This window comes from Enterobacter sp. EC_64 (genome assembly GCF_019584165.1).
In the GTDB taxonomy this organism is placed as follows: domain Bacteria; phylum Pseudomonadota; class Gammaproteobacteria; order Enterobacterales; family Enterobacteriaceae; genus Enterobacter; species Enterobacter roggenkampii.
In genome coordinates this window covers 16,780-42,683 of record NZ_VDAS01000012.1, presented here as the reverse complement: position 1 = coordinate 42,683, position 25,904 = coordinate 16,780, and the positions used below count along the sequence as shown (strand labels likewise).

The window sequence follows — 25,904 nt, the reverse complement described above, 5'->3', positions numbered from 1 at the left end:
TTTTTGAGGAAAACCCCCATGGCCGTGGCGTTAAGCCGTGTTACGCCTGCCGTTGTGCAACGACTCCAGGTCCCGGTTCAGGTACTGCTTTACGCGGGACTGTTTGTTTTCGCCGAATATCTTGTCGGCTGGCTGCACCTGCCGCTGCCTGCCAACCTGGTGGGGATGCTGCTAATGTTGACGCTCATCCTCTGTCGCGTGATCCCCCTTAACTGGGTACGCGCCGGGGCGCGCTGGCTGCTGGCGGAGATGCTGCTGTTCTTCGTGCCTGCCGTGGTGGCGGTGGTGAACTATGCGCAGCTGTTGATGGTGGACGGCTGGCGCATCTTCGCGGTGATCGCGCTGAGTACGCTGATGGTGCTGGGAGCGACCGCCTGGGTGGTGGATAAAGTGTATCGCTTTGAAATCAGCAGGCACAAACATGACTAACTTTCAGATCAGCGTCTTGTGCCTGATCGCGACGCTGGCGATCTACTTTGCCAACAAGCGGCTGTATCGCCGGTTTCATGCGCTGCCGCTGATGCCGCTGGTCTTCACGCCGATCCTGCTGGTGCTGATGCTGGTCTTCGGCCACATCTCCTGGCAGAACTATATTGGTGAATCCCACTGGCTGCTGTGGCTGCTCGGCCCGGCGACCATCGCCTTTGCCGTGCCCGTTTACGACAACCTGGCGATTATCAGGCGCCACTGGATGTCGCTCAGCGCAGGCGTGATCACCGCTACGGTGGTCGCGGTCTGTAGCTCCGTCTGGCTGGCGAGACTGTTTACGCTGCCCGATGAAATTCAGCGCAGCCTGGCCGTGCGCTCGGTGACCACGCCGTTTGCGCTCGCGGCGGCGAAACCCCTCGGCGGACAGCCGGACCTGGTGGCGCTGTTTGTGGTGGTGACGGGCGTCTTTGGGATGGCGGTGGGCGATATGCTCTTTCTGCGGCTTTCTATTCGGGAAGGAATGGCCAAAGGCGCGGGGTTTGGCGCGGCGTCGCACGGCGCGGGCACGGCACGTTCCTATGAGCTGGGCCAGCAGGAGGGGGTTGTCGCGAGCCTGGTGATGATGCTGTCGGGCGTGGTGATGGTGCTGATTGCGCCGCTGGTGGCGTGGGTGATGTTTTAAGCTCCCCGGCCAGAATGGCCGGGGAGAAAGGTTTAGTGCGCGCGGCCCTGCTCAACGCCAAGACCGGTTTGTGAACGAATAAACTGGGCGCGGAATTTCTCGCGCTCCAGGTTACCCTCCGGCGAATTGTCGGTAGCCGAGAAGACCCAGATACCGATAAACGCCACGGCAATGGAGAACAGCGCCGGATATTCATACGGGAAGATGGCGCTGGCGTGACCGAGGATCTGCACCCAGATCGTCGGGCCCAGAATCATCAGGATCACCGCCGTCAGCAGCCCCAGCCAGCCGCCAATCATCGCGCCACGGGTGGTCAGCTTCGACCAGTACATGGAGAGCAGGATGATCGGGAAGTTACAGCTTGCCGCGATGGAGAAGGCCAGCCCCACCATAAAGGCGATGTTTTGCTTCTCGAACAGAATGCCCAGCAGGATCGCCACGACGCCCAGCACCAGCACGGTGATTTTAGAAACCTTCAGCTCATCGCGCTCGCTCGCGCCTTTGCGGAAGACGTTGGCGTAGAGGTCATGCGAAACCGCCGACGCGCCAGCCAGCGTCAGACCCGCAACCACCGCAAGAATGGTGGCGAAGGCCACGGCGGAGATAAAGCCGAGGAACAGGTTGCCGCCCACCGCGTCGGCCAGATGCACCGCCGCCATGTTGTTACCGCCAATCAGCGCGCCTGCCGCATCTTTAAACGCCGGGTTCGCCCCCACCAGCATGATCGCGCCAAAGCCGATGATAAAGGTCAGGATATAGAAGTAGCCCATGAAGCCGGTCGCGTAGAAGACGCTCTTGCGCGCTTCACGCGCGTCGCTCACGGTGAAGAAGCGCATCAGGATGTGCGGTAAGCCTGCGGTACCAAACATCAGGCCCAGACCGAGCGACAGGGCCGATATCGGGTCTTTCACCAGCCCGCCCGGGCTCATGATGGCTTCCCCTTTCGGGTGGACCGCCATGGCTTCGGTAAACAGGTTATTGAAGCTGAACCCGACGTGCTTCATCACCATAAAGGCCATAAAGCTGGCGCCGAATAGCAGCAGCACGGCTTTGATGATCTGCACCCAGGTCGTCGCCAGCATGCCGCCGAACAGCACGTACATCACCATCAGTACGCCCACCAGCACCACCGCGATGTGGTAGTTCAGGCCGAACAGCAGTTGGATCAGTTTACCCGCGCCCACCATCTGCGCAATCAGATACAGCGCCACCACCACCAGCGAACCGCAGGCGGAGAGGGTGCGAATCGGTCCCTGCTTCAGGCGATACGAGGCCACGTCGGCGAAGGTGTAGCGGCCCAGATTGCGCAGGCGCTCGGCAATCAGGAACAGAATGATCGGCCAGCCGACGAGGAAGCCGAGGGAGTAAATCAGGCCGTCATAGCCGGAGGTGTAGACCAGCGCGGAGATCCCGAGGAACGAGGCGGCGGACATAAAGTCACCCGCAATCGCCAGCCCGTTCTGGAAGCCGGTAATGTTGCCGCCTGCGGTGTAGTAATCGTTACGGGAGCGCACGCGTTTCGACGCCCAGTAAGTGATGTACAGCGTCAGCACCACGAAAATCAGGAACATCACAATCGCCTGCCAGTTGGTTGGCTGGCGCTGTACCTCGCCGGTAATCGCATCTGCCGCGTGGGCGGCAAAGGGAAGCGTGGCGGCGAGCGCCGTCAGAATTCTCTTCATGATGCTTTTACCTCTTGCAGTACCGCTTTATTAAGGCGATCGAATTCACCGTTCGCGCGCCAGACGTAAACGCCGGTCAGCACAAATGAAATCACGATGACGCCAATGCCAATGGGAATACCGCGCGTCACGCTGGTGCCCTCGTGCAGCGGGGTGCCCAGCCAGTGCGGCGCAAAGGCGATCAGCAGAATAAAGCCGACATAGATAATCAGCATGATGATGGAAAGGGTGAAGGCAAACCGTTGCCGCTTATCGACGAGCTCCCTGTAGTGCGCACTATTCTCTATCTGCTGACAAATATGGTCATTCATCACAGAGTCTCCAAAGGTAAGGTTGGTTTGTTTTTATCCCCTCTCCCCTATGGGGAGAGGGTTAGGGTGAGGGGAGGAAGGTGCGGTCTGATGCCCTCACCTCGGCCCTCTCCCACGGGGAGAGGGAGAAAAGATTACGATGGCATTGCGATGGCCTGCTTCTCTTCGAGCAGTTTGTCCACCACACCAGGATCCGCGAGCGTTGAGGTATCACCGAGGTTGCTGGTGTCCCCTGCCGCGATTTTGCGCAAGATACGACGCATAATTTTGCCGGAGCGGGTTTTCGGCAGCGAGTCGGTCCAGTGCAGCACGTCCGGCGTCGCCAGCGGGCCAATCTCTTTACGCACCCAGTTGCGCACCTCAGCATAGAGCTCTGGCGACGGCTCTTCCCCGTGGTTCAGGGTGACGTAAGCGTAAATTGCCTGGCCCTTGATGTTGTGCGGAATGCCGACAACGGCGGCTTCGGCAATCTTCGGATGCGACACCAGCGCCGATTCAATCTCCGCGGTGCCCAGACGGTGGCCGGAGACGTTCAGCACGTCGTCCACGCGTCCGGTGATCCAGTAATAGCCATCTTCATCACGACGCGCGCCGTCGCCGCTGAAGTACATGTTTTTAAAGGTCGAGAAGTAGGTCTGCTCGAAGCGATCGTGATCGCCGAACAGGGTACGCGCCTGACCCGGCCACGAGTCCGTGATCACCAGGTTGCCTTCGGTGGCCCCTTCCAGCGGGTTGCCTTCGTTATCCACCAGCGCAGGCTGTACGCCGAAGAACGGACGGGTTGCCGAGCCCGCTTTCAGCTGCGTGGCGCCCGGCATCGGGGTGATCATAAAGCCGCCGGTTTCGGTCTGCCACCAGGTGTCCATGACCGGGCATTTCTCGTTGCCGATTTTCTTCCAGTACCACTCCCAGGCTTCCGGGTTGATTGGCTCACCCACGGAACCGAGGATGCGCAATGAAGAGCGGTCGGTGCCTTCGATGGCTTTGTCGCCTTCCGCCATTAATGCGCGGATGGCCGTTGGTGCGGTGTAGAGAATGTTGACCTGATGTTTGTCGACCACCTGGCACATGCGCGCCGGGGTCGGCCAGTTCGGCACGCCTTCAAACATCAGCGTGGTGGCGCCACAGGCCAGCGGACCGTACAGCAGGTAGCTGTGCCCGGTGACCCAGCCCACGTCGGCGGTACACCAGTAGATGTCGCCCGGGTGGTAGTCGAAGACGTATTTGAAGGTAGTGGCCGCGTAGACCAGATAACCGCCGGTGGTGTGCAGCACGCCTTTCGGTTTGCCGGTTGAGCCAGAGGTATAAAGAATGAAGAGCGGATCTTCCGCGTTCATCTCTTCCGGCTGATGCTGGTCGCTCGCCTTTTCAATCAGGTCGCTCCACCACAGGTCGCGCCCCTCGTGCCAGTCGATTTTGCCGCCGGTACGCTTAAGGACGATGACGTTGCTGACCGTGTTGACGTTCGGGTTTTTCAGCGCTTCGTCGACGTTTTTTTTCAGGGGGATACTGCGTCCTGCGCGCACGCCTTCATCGGCGGTGATCACCAGTTTTGAGCTTGAATCGACAATACGACCCGCAACCGCCTCTGGCGAGAACCCACCGAAAATAACGGAATGAATCGCGCCGATACGCGCACAGGCCAGCATGGCCACCGCCGCTTCCGGCACCATCGGCATATAGATAGCGACCACGTCGCCTTTTTTAATGCCTTTATCCAGCAGGACGTTGGCAAAGCGGCACACGTCGCGGTGCAGTTCTTTATAGGTAATGTGTTTGCTCTGCGAGGCATCATCGCCTTCCCAGATAATCGCCGTCTCGTTCCCGCGCGCGGCAAGGTGACGGTCCAGACAGTTTGCCGCCAGGTTCAGCGTGCCATCTTCATACCATTTAATGGAGACGTTACCGGGCGCAAAGGAGGTGTTCTTTACCTTCTGATAAGGTTTGATCCAGTCAAGGATATGGCCCTGCTCACCCCAGAAGGTGTCCGGGGCGGTGATAGATTGCTGATATTTCTCGTGGTACTGCTCCGGGTTGATCAGGCAACGGTCCGCAATGTTTGCGGGAATGTCATGTTTGTGTATTTGGCTCATGGCTTTTTTTCTCCTTGTAAGATGTTAATAATATGTCGCAAAAACGTTAATAGTAGGGGCTTTACAAGCTTTGTTTATTATTTGGGCGACAGATCACGCATTGTTTGAACAGGTTGAAAAATGAGCGAATGAAACTTTGAAGGAAAATAATTTATGCTGACGATTATTCACATTTATGTTTAAAAAAGGTTTTTTATAACAAAAGGTTATTTATTAGAATCAGGAGAAACTCCCGTCACAGACGCTTTTACGAGTGAAATGCGTCGTTCTTTAAGGCTTGCGCAACAGGCCGCGCAAATGATACTCATACGCCGCGTTAAAAAATCCCATAAATCGACGCAACACAATTCATACCCTTTCAGTATGTCCCCATATTCATGCAGTTTAAGTGAATAAGGCGCTTCATTGAGGAAGTCAGTTTCTATGAAAAACGTTAAAGTCAGCCTGGCCTGGCAGATCTTAATCGCCCTTGTGCTGGGCATCCTGCTGGGCAGTTACCTCCACTATCACAGCGACAGCCGCGACTGGCTGATTGCGAACCTGCTTTCACCGGCAGGGGATATCTTTATTCACCTGATCAAGATGATCGTAGTACCGATTGTGATCTCGACGCTGGTGGTGGGTATTGCAGGCGTCGGCGATGCGAAGCAGTTAGGCCGTATTGGTGCGAAAACCATTATCTATTTCGAAGTGATCACTACGGTTGCGATCATTCTCGGTATCACCCTGGCGAACGTTTTCCAGCCGGGTTCCGGGATTGATATGTCGCAGCTGGCGACGGTGGATATTTCGAAATACCAAAGTACGACCGCTGACGTGCAAAGCCATGCACACGGCCTGATGGGCACGATCCTTTCTCTGGTGCCGACCAACATCGTGGCGTCGATGGCGAAGGGCGAGATGCTGCCTATTATCTTCTTCTCGGTCCTGTTTGGTCTGGGGCTCTCTTCACTGCCCGCGACGCACCGCGAACCGCTGGTGACCGTGTTCCGCTCGATCTCCGAAACCATGTTTAAAGTGACCCACATGGTGATGCGTTACGCGCCGGTAGGGGTGTTTGCGCTTATCGCCGTCACCGTGGCGAACTTCGGTTTTGCCTCCCTCTGGCCGCTGGCGAAGCTGGTGCTCCTGGTGCACTTTGCCATCCTGTTCTTTGCGCTGGTGGTGCTGGGAATTGTGGCGCGTCTGTGTGGGCTGAGCATCTGGATCCTGATTCGTATCCTGAAAGATGAGCTGATTCTGGCCTACTCCACGGCAAGCTCTGAGAGCGTGCTGCCCCGTATTATTGAGAAGATGGAAGCCTACGGCGCGCCAGCGTCGATCACCAGCTTCGTGGTGCCGACGGGTTACTCCTTTAACCTGGATGGTTCCACGCTGTACCAGAGTATCGCCGCTATCTTTATTGCGCAGCTGTATGGCATTGACCTGTCGCTGTGGCAGGAGATCGTCCTGGTGCTGACCCTGATGGTGACGTCTAAAGGTATCGCAGGCGTACCGGGCGTTTCGTTCGTGGTACTGCTGGCGACGCTGGGCAGCGTAGGCATTCCGCTGGAAGGCCTGGCCTTTATCGCGGGTGTGGACCGTATCCTCGACATGGCGCGTACGGCGCTGAACGTGGTGGGTAATGCGCTGGCGGTGCTGGTTATCGCCAAGTGGGAACACAAATTCGACCGTAAAAAGGCGCTGGCGTATGAACGCGAGGTGCTGGGTCGTTTTGATAAGACGGCTGACCAGTGATGTAAAAAGCCGGGTGGCGGCTTCGCCTTACCCGGCCTACACAAGCCGTAGGCCCGGTAAGCGCAGCGCCACCGGGCAATGGTTTACTCCCCGCTCAACGCATCAAACTCTTCGCACCCCGTATCAAACCCTTCCGTACAGCTCAGGTTTAACCAGTACAGCGCTTTCTGTTTATTGGGCGTGATAAAGCCTTTCTCACCCTGCCTGAACAACATCCCAGCCCAGTACTCGGCGTAGCCGGTACGCGAAAGGGCTGAACTCCGCTTGAACCACGAGGCGGCCTGCACGTCATCCTGCGCTACCTCGACGCCGTTGGCATAAATCAGCCCCAGCAGCAGCTGTGCATCGACCGCAGAGTCGCTGTCGATATCTTCGGTTGCCGTGTGCAGCAGTCTGATGGCCTGGGGATAGTCCGTTTTTCCCGCCTGAGTATTCACCAGAATGCGCGCCAGCATGATCGCGCCGCGTTTGCTGCCAGCAATGTTTGCCTGCTGTGCCAGGGCTTTGGCCTGTGTGTAATTGCCCTGCGTAAAGAGGATTTGCGAGAGCAACCCCATGGCGTCGACATCGCCGCCTTTAGCGGCTTTCTCGGCCCACAGCGCGGCCTGCTTGCTGTCGCCGGAGCTGAAGTACGTATCGGCAAGATAATACTGGGCACGCGCATCACCGGCTTCCGCCTGTTTCCGATACTGGCTGCCTATCTCATCGGCGCGGGCGAAGGATGTTAAAAACACTAACAACAGAAAAATGGCTTTCATGGATTCTTATCATCTGGGTACACGCCGCGCAGTATAATCGCGGGCGCAAAAGAAAAAAATGGGTGCATTAAGACCTCAGCATCCTACAAGCCGGGCGGAACCGTTGTTCCGCCCGTAGAGGTTAGCCTGGGTTGCAGGCTAATTTAGCCGCCACCTCCTGATGCTCACTCTTTATTGAAAACTCGCAGAGCTTACCGCGAGTAATAAAGGTAAAGATCACTATCGTCAGGCAAACAATAAAGACGATGCCTAACGCAGTTTTTAATGGCGTCATGCCTTTTACTCCTTGTCAAAAAAAGAATAAGAGGCTACTCTCAACCTGTTGGAGTTGAGGGAGTAGCCTCGGGTAAATGAAAATTTCCCGGGGCTTTCTACTTTCTGTCCCTCAACAATGCTCAAGACAGAAAGTCTTAAGCACCCGCAGAATATCTTATCCCTCTGAATTAAAATGCAAAGATGTAATTCTTTTTCGCGAAAATTACATTATTTCTGCGAGCCGTTTTCCAGAATATTAATTGATATTATTGATGGGTTACTCGGAAATAAAAAGGGAGTGAATATTTCACTCCCTTTATTCATCGATGAATTAACGGCTTCAACCCATTGCGCTTTCGCGCAGTCGGGCTTTTAGCTTGTTATATTCGTCGATCACATACTGTTCAGCGGCGTGCTGATCCGCAATCGGCTCAACGTTTACGGCGCAGTATTTATACTCCGGCGTTTTGGTTATCGGGCTTAAGTTCTCGGTCACCAGCTCGTTACAGGCACCAATCCACCACTGGTAGGTCATATAGACCGCCCCTTTGTTTGGACGATCGCTGACCTGCGCACGGGTGATAATCCGTCCTTTGCGCGAGTTCACCCACACCAGCGCCTCGTCCTCAATACCAAGGCGCTGCGCATCGGCGGTGTTGATTTGCGCGTAGCCGGGCTCGTCCGCCAGCGCGGCCAGCGCGGCGCAGTTTCCGGTCATCGAACGACAGGAGTAATGGCCCACTTCGCGTACGGTGGAGAGCACCATCGGATACTCATCGGTGAGTTTATCGATCGGCGCGACCCAGTCGCAGGTGAAGAACTGCGCCAGCCCGTTCGGGGTGTCGAATTTCTCCTTAAAGAGATAGGACGTCCCCTGATCGGCCTCTGACTCATCCCGACACGGCCACTGGATGTAGCCCAGCTCGCCCATTTTTTCATAGGTGGCGCCGTAGAAGTCCGGACACAGGCTGCGCAACTCATCCCAGATCTCCTGGGTGTTGTTGTAGTGCATCGGGTAGCCCATGCGGGTGGCGATTTCACTGATGATCTGCCAGTCCGTTTTCAGATCCCACTTCGGCTCGACCGCCTTGAAGAAGCGCTGGAAGCCGCGGTCGGCCGCCGTGTAGACGCCTTCATGCTCGCCCCAGGAGGTCGACGGTAAAATGACATCCGCCGCCGCCGCGGTTTTGGTCATGAAGATATCCTGGACAATCACCAGCTCCAGATCCTCAAACCCTTTACGCACTGCAGAAAGCTCGGCGTCGGTCTGAAGCGGATCTTCACCCATGATATAGGCCGCACGCACTTCGCCATGCGCCGCGCGGTGCGGCAGCTCGCTGATGCGATATCCGGTGTGTTCCGGCAGGCTTTCCACGCCCCACGCCTTCGCAAACTTGGCGCGGTTTTCCGGGAACTTCACGTACTGGTAGCCCGGATAAGTATCCGGCAGCGCGCCCATATCGCAGGCGCCCTGCACGTTATTCTGACCACGCACCGGGTTCACGCCAACGTGGGCTTTACCCAGATTACCGGTCAGCATCGCAAGGCTGGTGAGCGAGCGCACGGTTTCCACGCCCTGGTAGAACTGGGTCACGCCCATACCCCAGAGAATGGCGGCGGTTTTTGCCCCGGCATACATTCTGGCCGCCTGACGAATCTCCTGCGCGCTGACGCCGGTTATCGCTTCGACGGATTCAGGCGTATAGCCCTCGACTATTTTCTTATACTCTTCAAAGCCTTCTGTACGGGTCGCGACAAACGCCTGGTCGTACAGGTTCTCCTCAATAATGACGTGCCCCATTGCGTTCAACAGCGCGATGTTTGAACCGTTTTTCAATGCAATGTGCATATCCGCAATGCGCGCGGTTTCAATTTTGCGCGGATCGCAGACGATGATTTTCGCCCCATTCTGTTTAGCGCGAATAACGTGGTTCGCGACGATAGGGTGAGAATCCGCCGGGTTATAACCAAAGATGAAAACGAGATCGGTATTATCTATCTCGTTGATGGCATTACTCATTGCGCCGTTACCGACCGACTGGTGCAGACCTGCAACCGATGGGCCGTGTCAGACGCGAGCGCAGCAGTCGACGTTATTGGTACCAATAACGGCGCGCGCGAATTTTTGCATCACATAGTTGGTTTCATTTCCCGTCCCGCGGGAAGAGCCGGTGGTCTGGATGGCATCCGGGCCATACTTGGCCTTAATGGCACTCAGGCGCGTGGCGACATAATCCAGCGCCTCGTTCCAGGAGACGGCTTCCAGCTTGCCGCCGCGCTCGCGGCGGATCATAGGGGTTTTCAGGCGCGGGGTAAGGATTTGGGTATCGTTAATAAAATCCCAGCCGTAGTACCCTTTCAGGCACAGCGTGCCCTGGTTGGTTTTCCCCTGCGCGGCCTCCGCCCGGACGATTTTGCCGTTATCGACCACCAGGTGGATCTTGCAACCTGAGGCACAATAAGGGCAAACCGTGACGACTTTTTTCATCAGTCTGCTCCAGTTAATCGAATCGTTCGCACCCACTATGCAGCTTCTATGCCATGTTTTTTATATGGGTATCCCCTGACTTTACGGCCCATCTGGGGTGAAAACCCTGACAAAAAGCAGCCAATCGTCAAAATTGACGTGTCGACAGGGCGGCGGATGTGACATGGGTTGAATTTCCGTCACTGAAAAAACCTTTTGACTGGAGCCGACGGCAGAATAGTTCAGACTTAACATAATCCCCTGACGGAAGCATACGATGAAACCGGCGATTCTGGTGGTTGATGACGATACGGCAGTCTGCGAACTGCTTCAGGACGTGCTGAGCGAGCACGTCTTTAGCGTGCTTGTCTGCCATAACGGCCAGGATGCGCTGCGCCAGGTTCAGCAGGAGCCGAATATCGCGCTTGTGCTGCTGGACATGATGCTGCCGGATATCAACGGCCTGCAGGTTCTGCTGCAGCTGCAAAAGCAGCGACCGGCGCTACCGGTTGTGATGTTAACCGGGCTGGGCAGTGAGTCAGACGTGGTGGTGGGGCTGGAGATGGGGGCCGACGATTATATTGGCAAACCATTCAACCCGCGCGTTGTGGTCGCCCGCGTGAAAGCGGTGTTGCGCCGAACGGGCGCGCTGGCGGCAGAAGCCTCCGCAGCGCCCGTCGCGGGCATTGCGTTTAACGGATGGACGCTTGATACCACCCGCTGTGAGCTGATTGATCCGCAGCGTAATACCGTGCCCTTAACCCAGGGCGAGTACGGCCTGCTGCTGGCGCTCACGCAAAATGCCCGCCGGGTGCTGAGCCGCGATCGGCTGCTTGAGCTGACCCACAGCGAAAGTGCCGACGTGTTCGACCGCACGATTGACGTGCTGATCATGCGCCTGCGCCGGAAAATAGAGGCTAACCCGCATCAGCCTGCGCTCATCAAAACCATCCGCGGGCTGGGTTACGTGTTTGCCACTGACGTGAGCCGGCCCGAACAGGCGGCATAAGGCTTACGTTATCGCCGGAACAATGATGGCGGCAAAAATCGCGATGATGCACAAATACTTGAGGGCGTAATAGGCCTTACGGTTCCTTTTTTTCAGACGCTGCCCCCGTTCGCGGCTCGCATGAACGTATTTAAAAATGCGGTTAATGCCGCCGGTGCTGTCATTCTCGTCATTCGGTGAGCTGGCCGCAGACATCAGCGTGGTTCCCACCCAATGGTTAACCGCCTGCGCCCAGCGCCATTTCATCGGACGCTCGATATCGCAGAAGAGAATAATGCGCGTTTGATCCGATTTATTTTCTGCCCAGTGGACGTAGGTCTCATCAAAAATAACGGCTTCACCATCCCGCCAGCTGTGGCGCTGCCCGTCGACTTCAATAAAGCAGCGATCGTCATTCGGGGTGAATAAGCCCAGATGGTAACGAACCGAGCCCGCATACGGATCCCGGTGCTTGCCAAGCTTTGCACCCGCCGGCAGCTCGGCAAACATGGCCGCCTTCACCGAAGGGATTTCACTCACCAGCCGGGTCGTCACCGGGCATAAAGACTGCGCGGAGGGATGGGCATCGGCATACCACTTCAGATAAAAACGTTTCCAGCCGCGTTTAAAAAAGGTGTTAAAGCCAGCGTCGTTATTATTTTCCGCTGCCTTAATATGATGCTGCAAACGCAGCGCCTCTTCGCGAATAACCAGCCAGTTTTCCGTCAGCTTATTTAATTCCGGGAAGCGCTCTGTTTCAAAGAAAGGCTGCCTGGCGGGCAGGGAAGAAAACGCCGTCATAAACATATTGATGGGCGCCATAAACGTCGAATGGTCGAAGAGCTGACGGGAAAGCGTCTGTTTTTCTTTGCCGCGGGAATGCGCATAAATAACGCTGATAATGAAAATACCGATGATGATGACTGCGAACATTTTTCCCTTGTCCTCTTTCTATCTCATTTCGGAAAAGCGTGCGGACAGAGTGCTGCCCACGCCGAATATGCCAGATGGAGAGAGTGTAGTTCGGGAATATAAAATTCATAGAACTGTAATGAAAAATCGCAATTATTGTTAAATTAAATGCTCTCGCGAATAAACGCCTGCAGCTCGGCCAGCGTTTTTGCGCCGTCAATCGCATTGGCGGCCAGCAGGCTTGCCCGCGCGCAGGCGTGCGCCAGATAAATACTCTCTGTTAGCGGGAGCGATTCATGGCAGCCGTATAAAAAGCCCGCGCAAAAGGCATCGCCCGCGCCGACGCTGCCGATAATCTCTTCCTGCTCCAGCATCCATGACGGGATCCAGCGACCCGCTTCACCGCGAGCTTCTCCCCATGCGCCTTCCGGACAGTGGATCACCACCCGCTGGCGTACGCCGGCCGCCAGCAGCTGCGCCGCGGCGTCCGCGATATGGGCAATGTGCGGGGCGTCGTTTTCGTCACGCATTGTCAGGCCGCTAAACTCACCGGCCTCCAGTTCGTTAATCACCAGATAGTCGAGATGGCGAAGGGCAGGGAGCACCAGCGGCTGATAGCGCGGGTCGCCCTTGCGGGAAACCAGATCGAGCGAGGTTTCATACCCCTGGTCACGCATCTGCGCCAGCAGCCGCGCGCTGCGGGTGCCAAATTCGTCATCGGGCATATCCAGGCTGTCGAGCAGCAGGAGATAGCCGAGATGGAAGATCTTCATCGATCCGTCTAAGCGATCGAAAGCAGGAAGATCCAGCAGGCGGTTGGCCCCGGGCGAGTGGAAAAAGGTGCGCTGTCCGCTGGGGTCGGTCATCACCTGCGACATGGAGGTTGGCGCAAAGGTGGTGCGCTGTACGCGCTGGCGGTTGACGTGGTACTGGTCGAGCATCGCCAGAATGTAGTCCCCGTCGCCGTCTTCGCCAATCAGCCCCACCGCCTGCAGCGGCAGGCCAACGTGCATTTTTGCCAGCGTCAGCAGGACGTTGAGCGGCGCGCCGCCGGTTGAGCGTTCGCTGTGGGTGATTTCCGCCAGCCAGCCGCGCTCCGGCCACTGCACGATCTGGTGGACGTGGTCCACCAGCATATTGCCTGCGGCGATGATGCCTTTGCGTTCCATCATGCCTGCCCCGCGCTGCCGAAAATGCGCATCTGTTCGGCGACCGTATCGGTAATCGCTTCTTCAATGCCGAGCAGCAGTTCGGCAAACTCGTCGTACAGCGGCTGGCGGTTCCCCATGCGCTGCTCCACGGCGGCGAGCGCGGCCTGCGACATGCCGGTATAGAAATTGATTTTATGAATGCCCAGCTCGATGGCGCGGCGGAAGTCGGCATCGCTAATCCCGGAGCCGCCGTGTAAAACCAGCGGCAGCCCCGTCTGCTGACGAATGGCGTCCAGACGCGGGAAATCGAGCTTCGGCTCGCCTTTATACTTGCCGTGTGCGTTGCCGATGGCGACGGCCAGCGCGTCGATGCCGGTTAAATCAACAAATTCGCGCGCCAGCTGCGGATCGGTGAAGAAGGCTTCATCCGCATGTCCGTAAAGCGCGCCCCCTTCATCACCCCCGACCGCGCCCAGCTCTGCCTCCACGGAGACGCCCACCGCATGGCACATCTTCACCACTTCCCGCGTCTGGCGAACATTTTCCTCATAGCTCAGCGTAGAGCCATCGAACATCACGGAGCTGAACCCTAAGCGCAGGGCGCGCACGACGGCGTCATAATGCAGGCCGTGGTCGAGGTTGAGCACCACGGGAATAGCGTGGCGAGCGGCCTCGAACTTCACCGCTTCGACAAGGGAATCCAGCGACACGTACTTAAAATGCACTTCCGCGATGTTGATGATAAACGGCGAGCGTTCCTGCTTTGCGGCGGCGAATAGCGCGCGCAGGAAGTGGGAGTCGAGCACGTTAAACGCGCCCAGCGCATAGCGGTGTTGTCTGGCGTGCGCAAGACCGTCGGCAAGAGAAATCAATGGCATCATTCACCCCTTATATCCGAAACAGGTTGTACTCGTTGCACAGCACCAGCAGCGCCGGTTCGTCTTCTTCGATGTTGTTATAGCGGGCAACGGGCTGCAAAAAGTGGTTGTCGTGTTCATCGTCATTAACCGAGGAGACTTCGCCCACCAGCACGTCGCCGAAGCCGCGTTCGCCCCAGAAACTGTGGTAAAGAGTGGGCGTCAGGCAGATGCTTTCCCCTGGCGTGAGGCGCAGCTGGCTGCCGGGGGCGTGTGTCTGGCGGCAGCCGTCGACGGTGACGGTCACGTCGGTGTTTTCCGTCTCTTCATGCGCTCCGGCATTCCATAACTCAATGATCAGATTCCCGCCGCCCCGGTTGATGATGTCTTCGCGCTTGCGCCAGTGAAAATGCATCGGCGTCACCTGGCCGTCGCGCACGTGCATGATTTTTTCGGCATAGCTTTTTTCATAAGGCACGCCGTTGGGCGAGCCGTTGCGCAGGGTAAACAGCGTCAGGCCCTCAGCGGCAAAGTTGTTGCCGCCGAACGCCGTCACGTCCCAGCCGAGCTTGAGATCGAACACTTCCTGCCATGCGGCCTGGTCAAGCTGCTGCCATTTCGTTGGCGGAAAGCTGGCAAAAGGCGGGAGATGAACGTCGTGCATGGAGAAAAACTGCCGCGTGTGGCCGAGGATTTCATTGATGTCGGAGCGTTTCATGGGGACTCCTTGAAAACAGTACCCTCTCCCTGCGGGAGAGGGAAAAGGATCATTTAACCGTCCACCCCTTATACGTGCCGACGTTCTTTTTATCGATCATCGTCACCGGGATCAGCACGGGCGCTTTCGGCGCGGGTTTGCCCTGGAGAATGTCATAGCCGATCTCCACCGCCTTTGCCGCCATGACCTGCGGATCCTGCGCCGGGGTTGCGACAAACAGGGAATTTTCGCGCTTCAGCGCTTCCTCACCGTCCGGTGAACCATCCACGCCAACGATAAAGAACTCATTGCGCTGCGCCTGTTTCGCCGCCAGATCGGCGCCGATCGCGGTCGGATCGTTAATCGCAAACACGCCGTCGATCTTCGGATTGGCCGCCAGCAGGGAGGTCATGACTTCCAGACCGCCTTCACGACTGCCCTTGGCGTTCTGGTTATCCGAGAGCACCTTGATATCCGGATGTTTTTTGAATTCCGTCTGGCACCCTTCTACGCGGTTTTGTACCGCAGAGACCGGCGGTCCGTTGATGATCACCACGTTGCCTTTCCCTTTCAGGCGGTCGGTAATGTACTTACAGGCCATCTCACCCGCCTGGGTGTTATCGGAGGTGATGGTGGCATCAGCCCCTTCCGCCGCCACGTCAACCGCCACGACCACGATCCCGGCGTCCTTCGCGCGCTTCACCGCCGGGCCGATCCCTTTGGAATCCGCGGCGTTGAGGATGATCATGTCCACTTTCGCGGCAATGAAGTTGTCGATCTGCGCCACCTGCTGGCCCAGGTCGTAACCGCTGGAGACCAGCGTCACCTTGACGTTATCGCCCGCCAGCTTGCGCGCTTCCAGCTCGGCACCTTTGGTGATCTGCACGAAGAACGGGTTAGCCAGGTCGCCCACCGTCACGCCAATGGACTTCAGATCTTTCGCCTGCGCAAACGGCGTTGCGGCAAGCAGCGCGCCAGCACAGAGCGCGGTCACTAAGGGTTTCAAACGCATCTTGTCTTCCTCACTCGTAGGGTATTGTTGTTATGCACTTTGATGGTGTCGGGTACGGTATTTGTCGATCAGCACCGCAATGATGATCACCGCCCCTTTGATCACCAGCTGCCAGAAGTAGGAGACGCCCATCAGCGTCATGCCGTTGTTGAGGGTGGCGATGATCAAGGCACCGACCAGCGTGCCGGTGATCGTGCCGATCCCGCCGACGAAGCTGGTGCCGCCGAGGATCACCGCCGCAATTGCATCCAGCTCGTAACCCGTGCCGAGGTTACCGTTAGCGCTGTAGAGGCGTGAGGCGCTCATGACGCCGCCGAGGCCGGAGAGCAGGCCGCTCATGCCGTAGACAAACAGCAGCACCAGCCAGACCTTAATGCCCGTTAAGCGCGCCGCCTGCATGTTGCCGCCCACGGCGTAGATGTGAACGCCGAGCGTGGTGCGGCGCAGGATGAACCAGCACACCACAATGACCGCCAGGGCGATCGCCACCAGCCAGGGGATCGGGCCGAGGTAGTTATTGCCGATCCACTCGAAGTTGATGTTGGAGTTAATGACCGTCGTGCCGTCGGCCAGCAGATAGGCCGCGCCGCGCAGCGCCGTATAGGTGCCGAGCGTGACGATGAAGGGGGGCAGCCCGGCAAAGGCCACCAGTGCGCCGTTGAACAGGCCCAGCACCATGCCGAGCATCAGCGCGGCCGGAATGGACAGCCCGGCGAATTCGGGAATGAGCGACACTACCATCGCCGCCACCGCCGTGGTGCCGAGAATCGACCCCACCGAGAGGTCAATCCCGCCGGTGAGGATAATAAAGGTCATTCCCGCCGCCAGCACGATGTTGATCGACGCCTGACGGGTGATGTTGAGCAGGTTGCTCTCAGTGAAGAAGTTGGGCGCAATAAAGCCAAAAACCGCCACAATCAGGATCAGAATCGGCAAAATACCGACCGTTTGCATCAGATCGCTCATCAGCATTTTTTTGGCGGAGGCGGATTTCGCCACCTGCTGCGGATGGGTTGGAGTTGTCATGATTGCACCGCCTGATGATGAGTGTCGTTCACGCCGGTTGCCAGCGTCATAATGTTTTCCTGAGAGATGTCACGCCCGTGAAGCTCGCCCGCGATGCTGCCTTCCCGCATCACGTAAACCCGGTCGCTCATGCCCACCACTTCCGGCAGCTCGCTGGAGATCATCAGGATCGCCACGCCTTTGCGCGCCATCTGGTTCATGATGCGGTAGATCTCGCTTTTTGCGCCGACGTCCACGCCGCGCGTGGGTTCGTCCAGAATCAGAATGCGCGGGCCGATGGCGACCCAGCGGGAGATGAGCAGTTTTTGCTGGTTGCCGCCGGAAAGACCGCCTGCGCGCACCTGCGAATGGGGCACGCGGATATTGAGCAGGGCAATGGCGTCATCGGAAATGGACTGGGCTTTTTTGCGGTTCAGCCAGCCGAAGGTGGCGTCGCGCTCCAGCGTCGCCATAGTGATGTTCTCCTGCGCCGCCAGCTCCAGAAACAGCCCCTGCTCCTTGCGGTTCTCGGTGAGAAAACCGATGCCGTTTTCGATGGCCGCGCGCGGGGAGTGAATCACCACCGGCTCGCCGTCGACCTCAATCATGCCGCCCGTGGCTTTACGCACGCCGAAGATAAGCTGTGCCAGCTCGGAACGTCCGGCCCCGACCAGTCCCGCCAGCCCGACGATTTCGCCGGAACGCACCTGCAGGCTGCACGGCTGTACTTTTTTACCGTCGGTGAGGTGGTGGACGTTGAGACGCGGACTGCCGAGGGGAATATCACGCTCCTTGTTGAACAGGTCGCTTAGCGGGCGGCCCACCATCATCTTTACCAGTTCCGACGCGTTCAGCTTGTCGCGCGTCAGGCTCCCGACGTACTGCCCGTCGCGCAGAACGCTGACGCGGTCAGAGAGTTCATAGACCTCCGCCATGCGGTGGCTGATATAGATGATCGCCATCCCTTCATCGCGCAGGCGCAAAATCAGTTCAAACAGGCGATGGGTTTCGCGGGAGGAGAGGGCGGCTGTGGGTTCATCCATCACCAGAATGCGGCTGTTGCGGTGCAGCGCGCGAGCAATTTCCACCTGCTGCTGTTCGGCGATGGTGAGCTTCATCACCAGATCGGTGGCGCTAAACTGCGCGCCGAGGCGGTCAATCACCGCCTGCGCCTGGGCGGCCATCTCCTTGCGCTGGACCAGCCCGCCGCGCGACAGCTCGCTGCCGAGGAAGATATTTTCGGCTACGGTCAAATTGGGCGCGAGCTGCATCTCCTGGTAAATCAGCGTGATGCCTGCGGCCAGCGCATCCTTCGGCCCTTTAATGTGAAACGGCTGGCCGTCGATCAGGATCTCGCCGCCAGTGGCGGTATAGGCGCCCGCGAGGATTTTCATCAGCGTGCTTTTGCCTGCGCCGTTTTCACCCATCAGCGCGTGGATCTCACCGGCAAAGACCGTCAAATCCACACCCTTGAGCGCGTGGAAACTGCCAAACGTTTTGGCAATGCTGCGCATCTCTAATACCGGGGTTCTGCTCATGGCGGATCTCCTGTGAATGCCGATTTCTGCACTTCATCACAGGTGCGTAAATGCAAAATGTCAGAAGCTGTTCATATTTGTCATAGTTATGAATAGCTAATCGCCATCACATTTTCCTTTTCCCTCTCCCTGTGGGAGAGGGCCAGGGTGAGGGCACCAAACCGCACAGGAGCCCAACCCCATGCCATCACGCCCCCCGTTCTTCGCCAGCGCACGAGGCCGCCTGCTGATTTTCAATCTGCTGGTGGTCGCCGTGACGCTGATGGTGAGCGGCGTGGCGGTGCTCGGCTTCCGCCACGCCAGCCAAATCCAGGAGCAGGTCCAGCAGCAAACGCTGGACGACATGACCGGCAGCATGAACCTGGCCCGCGACACCGCCAGCGTGGCAACGGCGGCGGTGCGGCTCTCGCAGGTGGTCGGGGCGCTCGAGTACAAAGGTGAAGCCGAGCGCCTGAAGCAGACGCAAATGGCCCTGCGCCACTCGCTGGAGCAGCTTGCGGAGGCGCCGCTGGCGCAGCAGGAGCCAGCCCTGGTGGCGCGTATTATTCAACGAAGCAATGAGCTACAGCAGAGCGTGACGGAGATGCTGGAGCGCGGACAGCGACGCCATCTGGAGCGTAACGCGCTGCTGAGCTCGCTGTACCAAAGCCAGAGCTACCTGCGTCATCTGCAGGACATCAACCGCCGCTATGGCAGCAATGTTCCGGATGCGCAGCAGCTGATGGAGATGGACCGGCTGATCGCCGCCGCCATCGAAACCCCCTCGCCGCGCGCAACCGTTCAGCAGCTGGACGCGGTGGCCGCGATGCTGCCCCGGAGTGCCGCACAGCCGGTCGTGAAGGCAGTTTTGCCCGATTTTAATGCCGAGCTAGGTCAGCTCGCCCCGCTGTCGAAGCAGCTGGAGGAGAGCGATCTGGCGATAAGCTGGTACATGTTCCACATCAAGGCGCTGGTGGCGATCCTCAACAGCGATATTAATCAGTACGTTGAGCAGGTGGCGCAGGCCTCCCGGCTTCGCACCGCCCAGAGCCATCACGAACTGCAATCCATCAGCGTGTTTATCACCATTTTCGCCGTGCTGGCGCTGATCATCACCGGGTGTGCCTGCTGGTATATCTACCGCCATCTGGCCTCCAACCTGACGGCCATTTCCCGGGCGATGTCGCGTCTTGCTCACGGTGAACAGGATGTGTCCGTTCCCGCGCTGCAGCGGCGCGATGAGCTGGGCGAACTGGCGCGCGCGTTTAACGTTTTTGCCCGCAACACCGCCTCGCTTGAGCACACCACGCGCCTGTTGAAAGAGAAGACCACGCAGATGGAGATCGACCGCATTGAGCGTCAGGGGCTGGAAGAGGCGCTCCTGCACAGCCAGAAAATGAAGGCCGTCGGACAGCTGACGGGCGGGCTGGCGCATGATTTTAATAACCTGCTGGCGGTGATCATCGGCAGCCTTGAGCTGACCGACCCCGAATCAAACGACGCGCCGCGCATTACCCGGGCGCTGAAGGCGGCCGAGCGTGGCGCCTTGCTGACCCAGCGCCTGCTGGCGTTTTCCCGCAAGCAATCCCTGACCCCGCATGCGGTAGAGATGCAGCCGCTGCTGGAGAACCTCCGGGAACTGCTGCGTCACTCCCTCCCTGCCACCCTGACCCTGGAGATCGAAGCGCAATCCCCGGCATGGCCCGCCTGGATAGACGTTAGCCAGCTGGAAAACGCCATCATTAATCTGGTGATGAACGCGCGTGATGCGATGGAAGGGCAAAGCGGGGTGATTAAAATTCGCACCTGGAATCAGCGCGTTACCCGCAGCGACGGACGCAGGCAGGATATGGTGGCGCTGGAAGTCATTGACCGCGGCAGCGGCATGTCGCAGGAGGTCAAATCCCGCGTCTTTGAGCCGTTCTTCACCACCAAACAGACCGGGAGCGGGAGCGGGTTAGGCCTGTCGATGGTGTACGGCTTTGTCCGCCAGTCCGGCGGCCGCGTGGAGATTGAGAGCGCGCCGGGGCAGGGGACGACCGTCCGGCTTCACCTTCCGCGATCGACGCTACCCGTAGTTCCTGAAGATGAAACGCTCTCTGCCACCGCCTCCGTCGATAACGAGCGGCTGGTACTGGTGCTGGAAGATGAAGCCGATGTCCGTCAGACCCTGTGCGAGCAGCTGCACCAGCTTGGCTACCTGACGCTCGAAGCGGAAAACGGCGAGCAGGCGCTGAGCATGCTGGCGGCGTCGCCGGATATTGGCATGTTTATCAGCGACCTGATGTTGCCGGGAAGCTTGAGCGGAGCCGAGGTGATTAGCCATGTGCGCAGCCACTATCCGCAGCTTCCGGTGCTGCTGATCAGCGGACAGGATTTACGGCCCACGCATAATCCTCAGCTGCCGGACGTTCAGCTACTGCGCAAGCCGTTTACGCGGGTGCAGCTGGCGCAGGCGCTGCGGAAAATATGTTTTTAAATGCCCCTGTTTAGGATTTCATCAAGAGCATCGTTGACGCCGGTGATGTTAATCTGCGCAAAATTTAGCAGATTGGGATATAAAAGGAATTATGCCGGTACTCACAAAGGGGGACTCACAAATGATCGTGATGCCTACAACATATAGCCCGAGCACAATTGCCAGGTCGTTTAAACTCGTTGATGAGTTTGAGCTTTCCGGGCGAGTGCTACATGTTATTTTTGATAGCCAGACGCCAAGAGCTGCGATTATTGAAGCGGATATCGAAACCTTCGATGGGGTGCCCCGGCATCGGGTTGTTGCTGCCCTGGATTTACAACGTAAAACGCATTTGGGTGAAGATATCATTGCCGTCGAGCGCTGTTGGGAAGATGCCAATGTCATTCAGGTAGAAGGTATCTGTGTTGATCCCGCCGAGCGTGACAAGGGACTGGCAACTCGCCTGTATGAAGCCCTGGTATTACAGTGTGGCGTGACACTTGTCAGCGACTTTGAACAATATGAGGGTGGGAAGATGCTCTGGCAGAAAATTGCCCGCGAGTCTGACCAAATCGCTGTATTTGTTCTTGATACCGAGCAGGGCGCATTTTGGCCGTATGATGGTAGCAAGGTTATCTATGACGGAGGGTGTATCCCCGAAGATCGTATCTGGAGCCATTCGCCGGATCAAAAATGCTACGGCATCGTCCTGGTCGCAGAAAATAAACAGCGTGCGAATCAACTGATGGAAGTCCCAGGACACAACTGAATTTGAGATTCCTCCGCTACCCCCACACCCTGCTGTTCATTACCTTAAGGCCAGTTCACCTGCGAGTCTGGCATTATGAAACGTTACTCTACCGCTCTGTTATTTGGTCTGCTGTCACTCACCAGCCAACTGGCGCATGCCGATATCGTTGATGATGCTATTGGCAACATTCAACAGGCAATCAACGACGCCTATAACCCCAGCAGCCGCCGCAGCAACGATGATGACGATCGTTATGACGATAACCGTCGCATGGATAGCCGTCAGTATGACGATCGCCGTCGGCAGCTTGAAGACAGACGCCGCCGTTTAGATGAGCGTCAGCGCCAGCTGGATGACGACAGACGCCGTCTGGAAGAGGATGAGCGCAGGTTAGAAGACGATTACGATCGAGGCTAAAGCCTGGTGACGCTTCGCTGACGCAGGCCTGCAAAACCCTGGCGCGTAGGCCGGGTAAGGCGCAGCCGCCACCCGGCAAAACTCAGTCGAGAACCAACACCATCCCGTCATACCCCGCTTCAATGCCGGACGGCAGCGGGTTATCCATCATCCACACGTCAAACTGATGGCTGATATGCGTCAGGATCACCTGCGGGCAGCCAATCACTTCGTTTAACGCCATCACGGTATTTAAGTCGCAATGGTTTCGCGGCGTCTCGTCGCGCGGTTCGTGGCTGCAGTCGATAATCATCGCCTGCGGCTGATTGTTGAGCAGGAACTTCACCGTTTTTTTCGGCAGCCCGGCGGTATCGGACAGCCAGGCCACGCGGCTGTGGGCCGATTCCAGCAGATACCCGAAGGTCAGTTTCGAATGGTTGAGCGGCAGCGGCGTGACCCGCATTCCCTGAAGTTCAAACATCACAAACGGTTCGACCGTATGGCTGAAATCCAGAATCCCCGGATGTTTAAACAGGTCGTCACAGCCCACGTCATCCGGCGGACCGTAAACCGGAATCGTCGCGCCCACGCCCCAGCGCAGGGGGAAGAGTCCCTGAACGTGATCCATATGGTAATGGGTCAGCAAAAACTGCTGAAAGCTGCCCGCGGGCCAGTCGTCCATCAGATGTGGAATACCGGCATCCAGCAGGGTCACCGCATCGTTGAATTTGACCACCGCGCTACAGGGGCGACGGCGATAGGTCTCCTGCAGGCGCGCCCGGCGGCACGCCGCGCAGTCGCAGCCAAAGACCGGCACGAGTTGCGCGCTTCCGGTTCCTGTTAACGTGATTGTCAGACTCATAACGCACCTCTACAGCGGTTTGGTGAATCGGAAATGGCTCTGCGTATATCCTTCACGGACGTAAAAACGGTGGGCGTCCACGCGCTTCACGCTGGTGGAGAGTTCGGTCAGCTCCGCACCGGCCTCTCGTGCCACCCCTTCCGCCCAGGCCAGCAGCTGGCTGCCCACCTTTAACCCGCGCGCCTGCGGCATCACCACCAGCTCCTGGATCTCGCCGATCCAGCGTGCGTGGTGGAGGTGAAACTGCATGTGCAGGCCGATCATGCCGATGACCTGGCCGTCCAGTTCGGCAAGCTGGTAGCGCATGTTGTGATCCTGCAGATTGGCAAGATAGCCCGCGTGAAACGCCTGGTGATCAAATTCGGCCTGCTTTAATTCGCAGATTAACGCATAGACGATTTGCGCATCGTCGGCGGTGGCGGGGCGAAGCGTGCAGTCAGGCATGCTGTTTTTCCTTCTGACGGATAAGCGATAAAAAGGTCTCGACTGACTGTAGCAAACTTCCGTCGTTATTAAGGATATGGCAGTCGGACGGGGTGTAGCGCGCCGCACGCGCAAGCCGCTGATCGATCTCACGGGCGGATTCACGACCCCGGCTCTGCAACCGGCTGCGCAGGACGTCCGGTGAAACCTGCAGGCAGACCGGCAGCAGGGCCGCCCCATAGCGGGCGCGCGCTTGCGAAAGATGCGCCCGCGAGCCGTTGACCAGCACGTCGAACCCCGCATGCAGCCACAGATCGGTCTCGATGCCGATCCCATAGTAATAGCCGTTGGCGTGCCAGCTCAGCGCCAGCAGGTTTTGCCCGGCACGAATGAAAAACTCCTGCTCGCTCAGGGCGATATGGTTTTCACTCCCCGCATTGGCCGCGCGGGTAATGTACCGGTGCGCCACCAGCAGTTGCGGATGCTCCTGCTGCCGTAAGGCGGACAGCAGGCTGTCCTTACCGGAGCCGGACGGCCCCATTAACCAGATAAGTCTTCCCATCAGAACACCCTTTTTCCCTGACGCCAGACGTGGTCAATATGGATGTGCTCGCCCCTGCGGTGGGCCAGCACCAGATCCGCCCGCTTGCCTTCGGCTATCTCGCCGCGATCCTGCAAGTTAAGCGCCGAGGCCGGGTTTTTCGTCACCAGGCGAATCGCCTGCGGCAGCGTAAAGCGGTTGCCCTCGTCGTCGGCCACCCGGAACGCCGCGTCGAGCAGGCTGGCGGGGTAATAGTCAGAGGAGAGGATATCCAGCAGGCCGAGCGAGGCGAGCTTGCTTGCCGCCACGTTGCCGGAGTGCGACCCGCCGCGCACGATGTTCGGTGCGCCCATCAGGACGTTCATGCCGTGCTTGCGGGAGGCTTCAGCCGCCTCGAACGTGGTGGGAAATTCAGCGATCACGCTGCCAAGCTGGTGGGATTCGAGCACGTGATCGTGCGTGGCATCGTCATGGCTGGCCAGCGCGATATTGCGGTCCCGGCACATCGCCGCAATTCGGACACGGTTAGGCTGCGACCACCGTGCCGCAAGCGCCAGCTGCTCTTCTTCGTAACGAGCCATCTCCGCGTCGCTGAGAGAATATTTGCCCTGATAGTATTCGCGATATTTTTCAATGTTGGCGAACTGACGCTGCCCCGGCGAGTGGTCCATCAGGGAGACCAGCGACACCGGCTCGCGGCCGACCAGCTTTTCAAACAGCGGCAGGGTAGTGTGGTGCGGTAGCTCGCAGCGCAGGTGCAGGCGGTGCTCGGCGCGGTTGAGGCCGCGCTTTTGCGTCTCCTCGACGGCGTTGATCATCTTCTCCAGGTTCTCCAGACGGTCGCCGCCGTCGCGCACGTCACCGATGGCCACCGCGTCCAGTACGGTGGTGATGCCGCTGGCGACCATCAGCGCGTCGTGGCTGCTCATCGCTGAATGCGCGGGCCAGTCTACCTTCGGGCGGGGAGTGAAGAACTTGTCCAGATTATCGGTATGCAGTTCGATCAGCCCCGGCAGCAGCCAGCCGCCTTCACCGTCCATCGCCTCGGGCGAGCGGCTCTGGGTTTCAGCAAATGCGCGGATTGTTCCGTCCTGGATCTCAATCGAGCCGTCAACCACCTCATTGTCCAGTACTAACTTGACGTTATTGATAATCATGCGGGAGCCCCCATTGGGTGCAGCCTGTCCGCGACGCGGGTGCGAACGCTCTCGTCGTGGAAGATCCCGACGATCGCCGCGCCGCGCGCTTTGGCCTGTTCGATCAGTTCCACCACGGCGGCGCTGTTTTTAACGTCGAGCGAGGCGGTGGGTTCATCCAGAAGTAAAATCGGGTAGTCGACGATAAAGCCGCGGGCGATATTGACGCGCTGCTGCTCGCCGCCGGAAAAGGTCGACGGGGCAAGGCGCCACAGGCGCTCGGGCACATTGAGGCGCGTCAGCAGGCTGGCGGCTTTGGCGGCGCAGGTTTCGCGCGGCACGCCGAGATCCAGCAGCGGCTGCATCACCACGTCCAGGGCGGAGATCCGCGGGATCACCCGCAGAAACTGGCTCACCCAGCCGATTGTCGAGCGGCGCACCTCCAGCACCTTACGCGCCGGGGCCTGCACCAGGTCGATCCATTCATCGCCGTGGCGAATATGAATATGGCCTTCGTCGGGCAGATAGTTGGCGTAGAGGGAGCGCAGCAGGGTCGATTTTCCGCTGCCGGAGTGGCCGTGCAGCACCACGCATTCGCCGCGATTAACCTCCAGCGAGGCATTTTGCAGCACCGGCAGGCGCACGCCGTTTTGCTGGTGGAGCACAAAGGTCTTACTTACGTTTTGTACGTGGATCATGTTGGCCTCGCGATTCGTTTTGCCGGGTGGCGGCTACGCCTTACCCGGCCTACAGGTGCGCTATTCGTAGGCCGGGTAAGCGCAGC

General features: G+C 58.3%; 25 protein-coding genes. 7 read left to right on the top strand and 18 right to left on the bottom strand.

All coding sequences use genetic code 11. The features are described 5' to 3' along the window. Positions 1–18 precede the first annotated feature (18 nt). Together FHC52_RS11750 and FHC52_RS11745 are read left to right on the top strand one after the other, a co-directional pair. Positions 19–429 carry a CidA/LrgA family protein gene (locus tag FHC52_RS11750; RefSeq protein WP_021242769.1) on the top strand — a complete coding sequence of 137 codons (411 nt, stop codon included), beginning with the start codon at positions 19–21 and terminating at the stop codon, positions 427–429. Further along, a complete protein-coding gene (locus FHC52_RS11745; RefSeq protein WP_008503394.1) occupies positions 422–1,111 on the top strand; it encodes an LrgB family protein in 690 nt (229 codons plus the stop codon). Before FHC52_RS11750 ends, FHC52_RS11745 begins: the two co-directional genes overlap by 8 nt. Positions 1,112–1,143: 32 nt before the next feature. Here FHC52_RS11745 and actP read toward each other — a convergent pair whose 3' ends face one another. The 3 genes from actP to acs form a co-directional block, all read right to left on the bottom strand. Next, on the bottom strand, positions 1,144–2,793 hold the full coding sequence (actP, locus tag FHC52_RS11740; RefSeq protein ID WP_008503395.1) for a cation/acetate symporter ActP: 1,650 nt from the start codon (positions 2,791–2,793) through the stop codon (positions 1,144–1,146). Further along, entirely contained in the window at positions 2,790–3,104 is a 315-nt protein-coding gene (locus FHC52_RS11735) for a DUF485 domain-containing protein (protein ID WP_008503396.1), read from the bottom strand. Before FHC52_RS11735 ends, actP begins: the two co-directional genes overlap by 4 nt. A gap of 134 nt (positions 3,105–3,238) precedes the next feature. Further along, positions 3,239–5,197 carry an acetate--CoA ligase gene (gene acs, locus FHC52_RS11730; RefSeq protein ID WP_126289022.1) on the bottom strand — a complete coding sequence of 653 codons (1,959 nt, stop codon included), beginning with the start codon at positions 5,195–5,197 and terminating at the stop codon, positions 3,239–3,241. 423 nt (positions 5,198–5,620) lie between these two features. Between acs and gltP the strand changes: the two genes are divergently transcribed. After that, positions 5,621–6,934: a glutamate/aspartate:proton symporter GltP gene (gene gltP / locus FHC52_RS11725; RefSeq protein ID WP_008503398.1), complete on the top strand. Its 1,314-nt coding sequence runs from the start codon at positions 5,621–5,623 to the stop codon at positions 6,932–6,934. Between the two features lie 83 nt (positions 6,935–7,017). Here gltP and FHC52_RS11720 read toward each other — a convergent pair whose 3' ends face one another. From FHC52_RS11720 to fdhF, 3 genes are all read right to left on the bottom strand, one after another. Beyond that, positions 7,018–7,692, bottom strand: a complete 675-nt coding sequence (locus tag FHC52_RS11720; protein ID WP_055322339.1) for a tetratricopeptide repeat protein — start codon at positions 7,690–7,692, stop codon at positions 7,018–7,020. A 121-nt stretch (positions 7,693–7,813) separates the two neighbouring features. Next, the gene (locus tag FHC52_RS11715; RefSeq protein WP_045909184.1) at positions 7,814–7,966 is read right to left on the bottom strand and encodes a Hok/Gef family protein; all 153 of its coding nucleotides are present in this window, start codon (positions 7,964–7,966) and stop codon (positions 7,814–7,816) included. Positions 7,967–8,287: 321 nt separating this feature from the next. Beyond that, positions 8,288–10,435 carry a formate dehydrogenase subunit alpha gene (fdhF, locus tag FHC52_RS11710; RefSeq protein ID WP_084833282.1) on the bottom strand — a complete coding sequence of 716 codons (2,148 nt, stop codon included), beginning with the start codon at positions 10,433–10,435 and terminating at the stop codon, positions 8,288–8,290. 256 nt (positions 10,436–10,691) lie between these two features. Between fdhF and FHC52_RS11705 the strand changes: the two genes are divergently transcribed. After that, the gene (locus tag FHC52_RS11705) at positions 10,692–11,423 is read left to right on the top strand and encodes a response regulator (RefSeq protein WP_023293508.1); all 732 of its coding nucleotides are present in this window, start codon (positions 10,692–10,694) and stop codon (positions 11,421–11,423) included. Positions 11,424–11,426: 3 nt separating this feature from the next. Here FHC52_RS11705 and lpxO read toward each other — a convergent pair whose 3' ends face one another. The 7 genes from lpxO to FHC52_RS11670 form a co-directional block, all read right to left on the bottom strand. Beyond that, positions 11,427–12,335, bottom strand: coding sequence for a lipid A hydroxylase LpxO (gene lpxO, locus FHC52_RS11700; protein ID WP_126289025.1), 909 nt, complete (start codon positions 12,333–12,335; stop codon positions 11,427–11,429). 143 nt (positions 12,336–12,478) lie between these two features. After that, on the bottom strand, positions 12,479–13,483 hold the full coding sequence (locus tag FHC52_RS11695; RefSeq protein ID WP_032655361.1) for a carbohydrate kinase family protein: 1,005 nt from the start codon (positions 13,481–13,483) through the stop codon (positions 12,479–12,481). Continuing rightward, a complete protein-coding gene (locus FHC52_RS11690; RefSeq protein ID WP_032622740.1) occupies positions 13,483–14,343 on the bottom strand; it encodes a ketose 1,6-bisphosphate aldolase in 861 nt (286 codons plus the stop codon). Before FHC52_RS11690 ends, FHC52_RS11695 begins: the two co-directional genes overlap by 1 nt. A gap of 10 nt (positions 14,344–14,353) precedes the next feature. Next, positions 14,354–15,040, bottom strand: a complete 687-nt coding sequence (locus FHC52_RS11685; RefSeq protein ID WP_023293504.1) for a D-lyxose/D-mannose family sugar isomerase — start codon at positions 15,038–15,040, stop codon at positions 14,354–14,356. 49 nt (positions 15,041–15,089) lie between these two features. Beyond that, a complete protein-coding gene (locus FHC52_RS11680) occupies positions 15,090–16,031 on the bottom strand; it encodes an ABC transporter substrate-binding protein (RefSeq protein ID WP_021242935.1) in 942 nt (313 codons plus the stop codon). A gap of 30 nt (positions 16,032–16,061) precedes the next feature. Then, a complete protein-coding gene (locus FHC52_RS11675; RefSeq protein WP_008500046.1) occupies positions 16,062–17,057 on the bottom strand; it encodes an ABC transporter permease subunit in 996 nt (331 codons plus the stop codon). After that, on the bottom strand, positions 17,054–18,574 hold the full coding sequence (locus FHC52_RS11670) for a sugar ABC transporter ATP-binding protein (RefSeq protein WP_021242933.1): 1,521 nt from the start codon (positions 18,572–18,574) through the stop codon (positions 17,054–17,056). The genes FHC52_RS11675 and FHC52_RS11670 overlap by 4 nt, the downstream gene beginning before the upstream one ends. A gap of 181 nt (positions 18,575–18,755) precedes the next feature. On the opposite strand from FHC52_RS11670, the gene FHC52_RS11665 reads away from it, so the two are divergent. The 3 genes from FHC52_RS11665 (at position 18,756) to yjdP (ending at position 22,179) form a co-directional block, all read left to right on the top strand. Next, positions 18,756–21,032 carry an ATP-binding protein gene (locus FHC52_RS11665; RefSeq protein WP_126289027.1) on the top strand — a complete coding sequence of 759 codons (2,277 nt, stop codon included), beginning with the start codon at positions 18,756–18,758 and terminating at the stop codon, positions 21,030–21,032. Positions 21,033–21,153: 121 nt separating this feature from the next. Beyond that, the gene (locus FHC52_RS11660; RefSeq protein WP_008500049.1) at positions 21,154–21,780 is read left to right on the top strand and encodes a GNAT family N-acetyltransferase; all 627 of its coding nucleotides are present in this window, start codon (positions 21,154–21,156) and stop codon (positions 21,778–21,780) included. 75 nt (positions 21,781–21,855) lie between these two features. After that, a complete protein-coding gene (yjdP, locus tag FHC52_RS11655; RefSeq protein ID WP_126289029.1) occupies positions 21,856–22,179 on the top strand; it encodes a DDRRRQL repeat protein YjdP in 324 nt (107 codons plus the stop codon). Between the two features lie 82 nt (positions 22,180–22,261). Here the strand turns inward: yjdP and phnP are convergent, their stop codons facing one another. Genes phnP through phnL form a run of 5 tightly spaced genes read right to left on the bottom strand, consistent with a single transcriptional unit; the run spans position 22,262 to position 25,818 of the window. Continuing rightward, positions 22,262–23,020 carry a phosphonate metabolism protein PhnP gene (gene phnP / locus FHC52_RS11650; RefSeq protein ID WP_220420082.1) on the bottom strand — a complete coding sequence of 253 codons (759 nt, stop codon included), beginning with the start codon at positions 23,018–23,020 and terminating at the stop codon, positions 22,262–22,264. A gap of 9 nt (positions 23,021–23,029) precedes the next feature. Beyond that, on the bottom strand, positions 23,030–23,464 hold the full coding sequence (phnO, locus tag FHC52_RS11645) for an aminoalkylphosphonate N-acetyltransferase (protein WP_044597303.1): 435 nt from the start codon (positions 23,462–23,464) through the stop codon (positions 23,030–23,032). Further along, positions 23,457–24,008 (bottom strand): ribose 1,5-bisphosphokinase, encoded by a 552-nt coding sequence (phnN, locus tag FHC52_RS11640; RefSeq protein ID WP_220420089.1) that lies wholly within the window; start codon positions 24,006–24,008, stop codon positions 23,457–23,459. Before phnN ends, phnO begins: the two co-directional genes overlap by 8 nt. Next, positions 24,005–25,141 (bottom strand): alpha-D-ribose 1-methylphosphonate 5-triphosphate diphosphatase, encoded by a 1,137-nt coding sequence (phnM, locus tag FHC52_RS11635; protein WP_220420081.1) that lies wholly within the window; start codon positions 25,139–25,141, stop codon positions 24,005–24,007. The genes phnN and phnM overlap by 4 nt, the downstream gene beginning before the upstream one ends. Continuing rightward, entirely contained in the window at positions 25,138–25,818 is a 681-nt protein-coding gene (phnL, locus tag FHC52_RS11630) for a phosphonate C-P lyase system protein PhnL (protein ID WP_220420080.1), read from the bottom strand. Before phnL ends, phnM begins: the two co-directional genes overlap by 4 nt. Between the last annotated feature and the right edge of the window lie 86 nt (positions 25,819–25,904).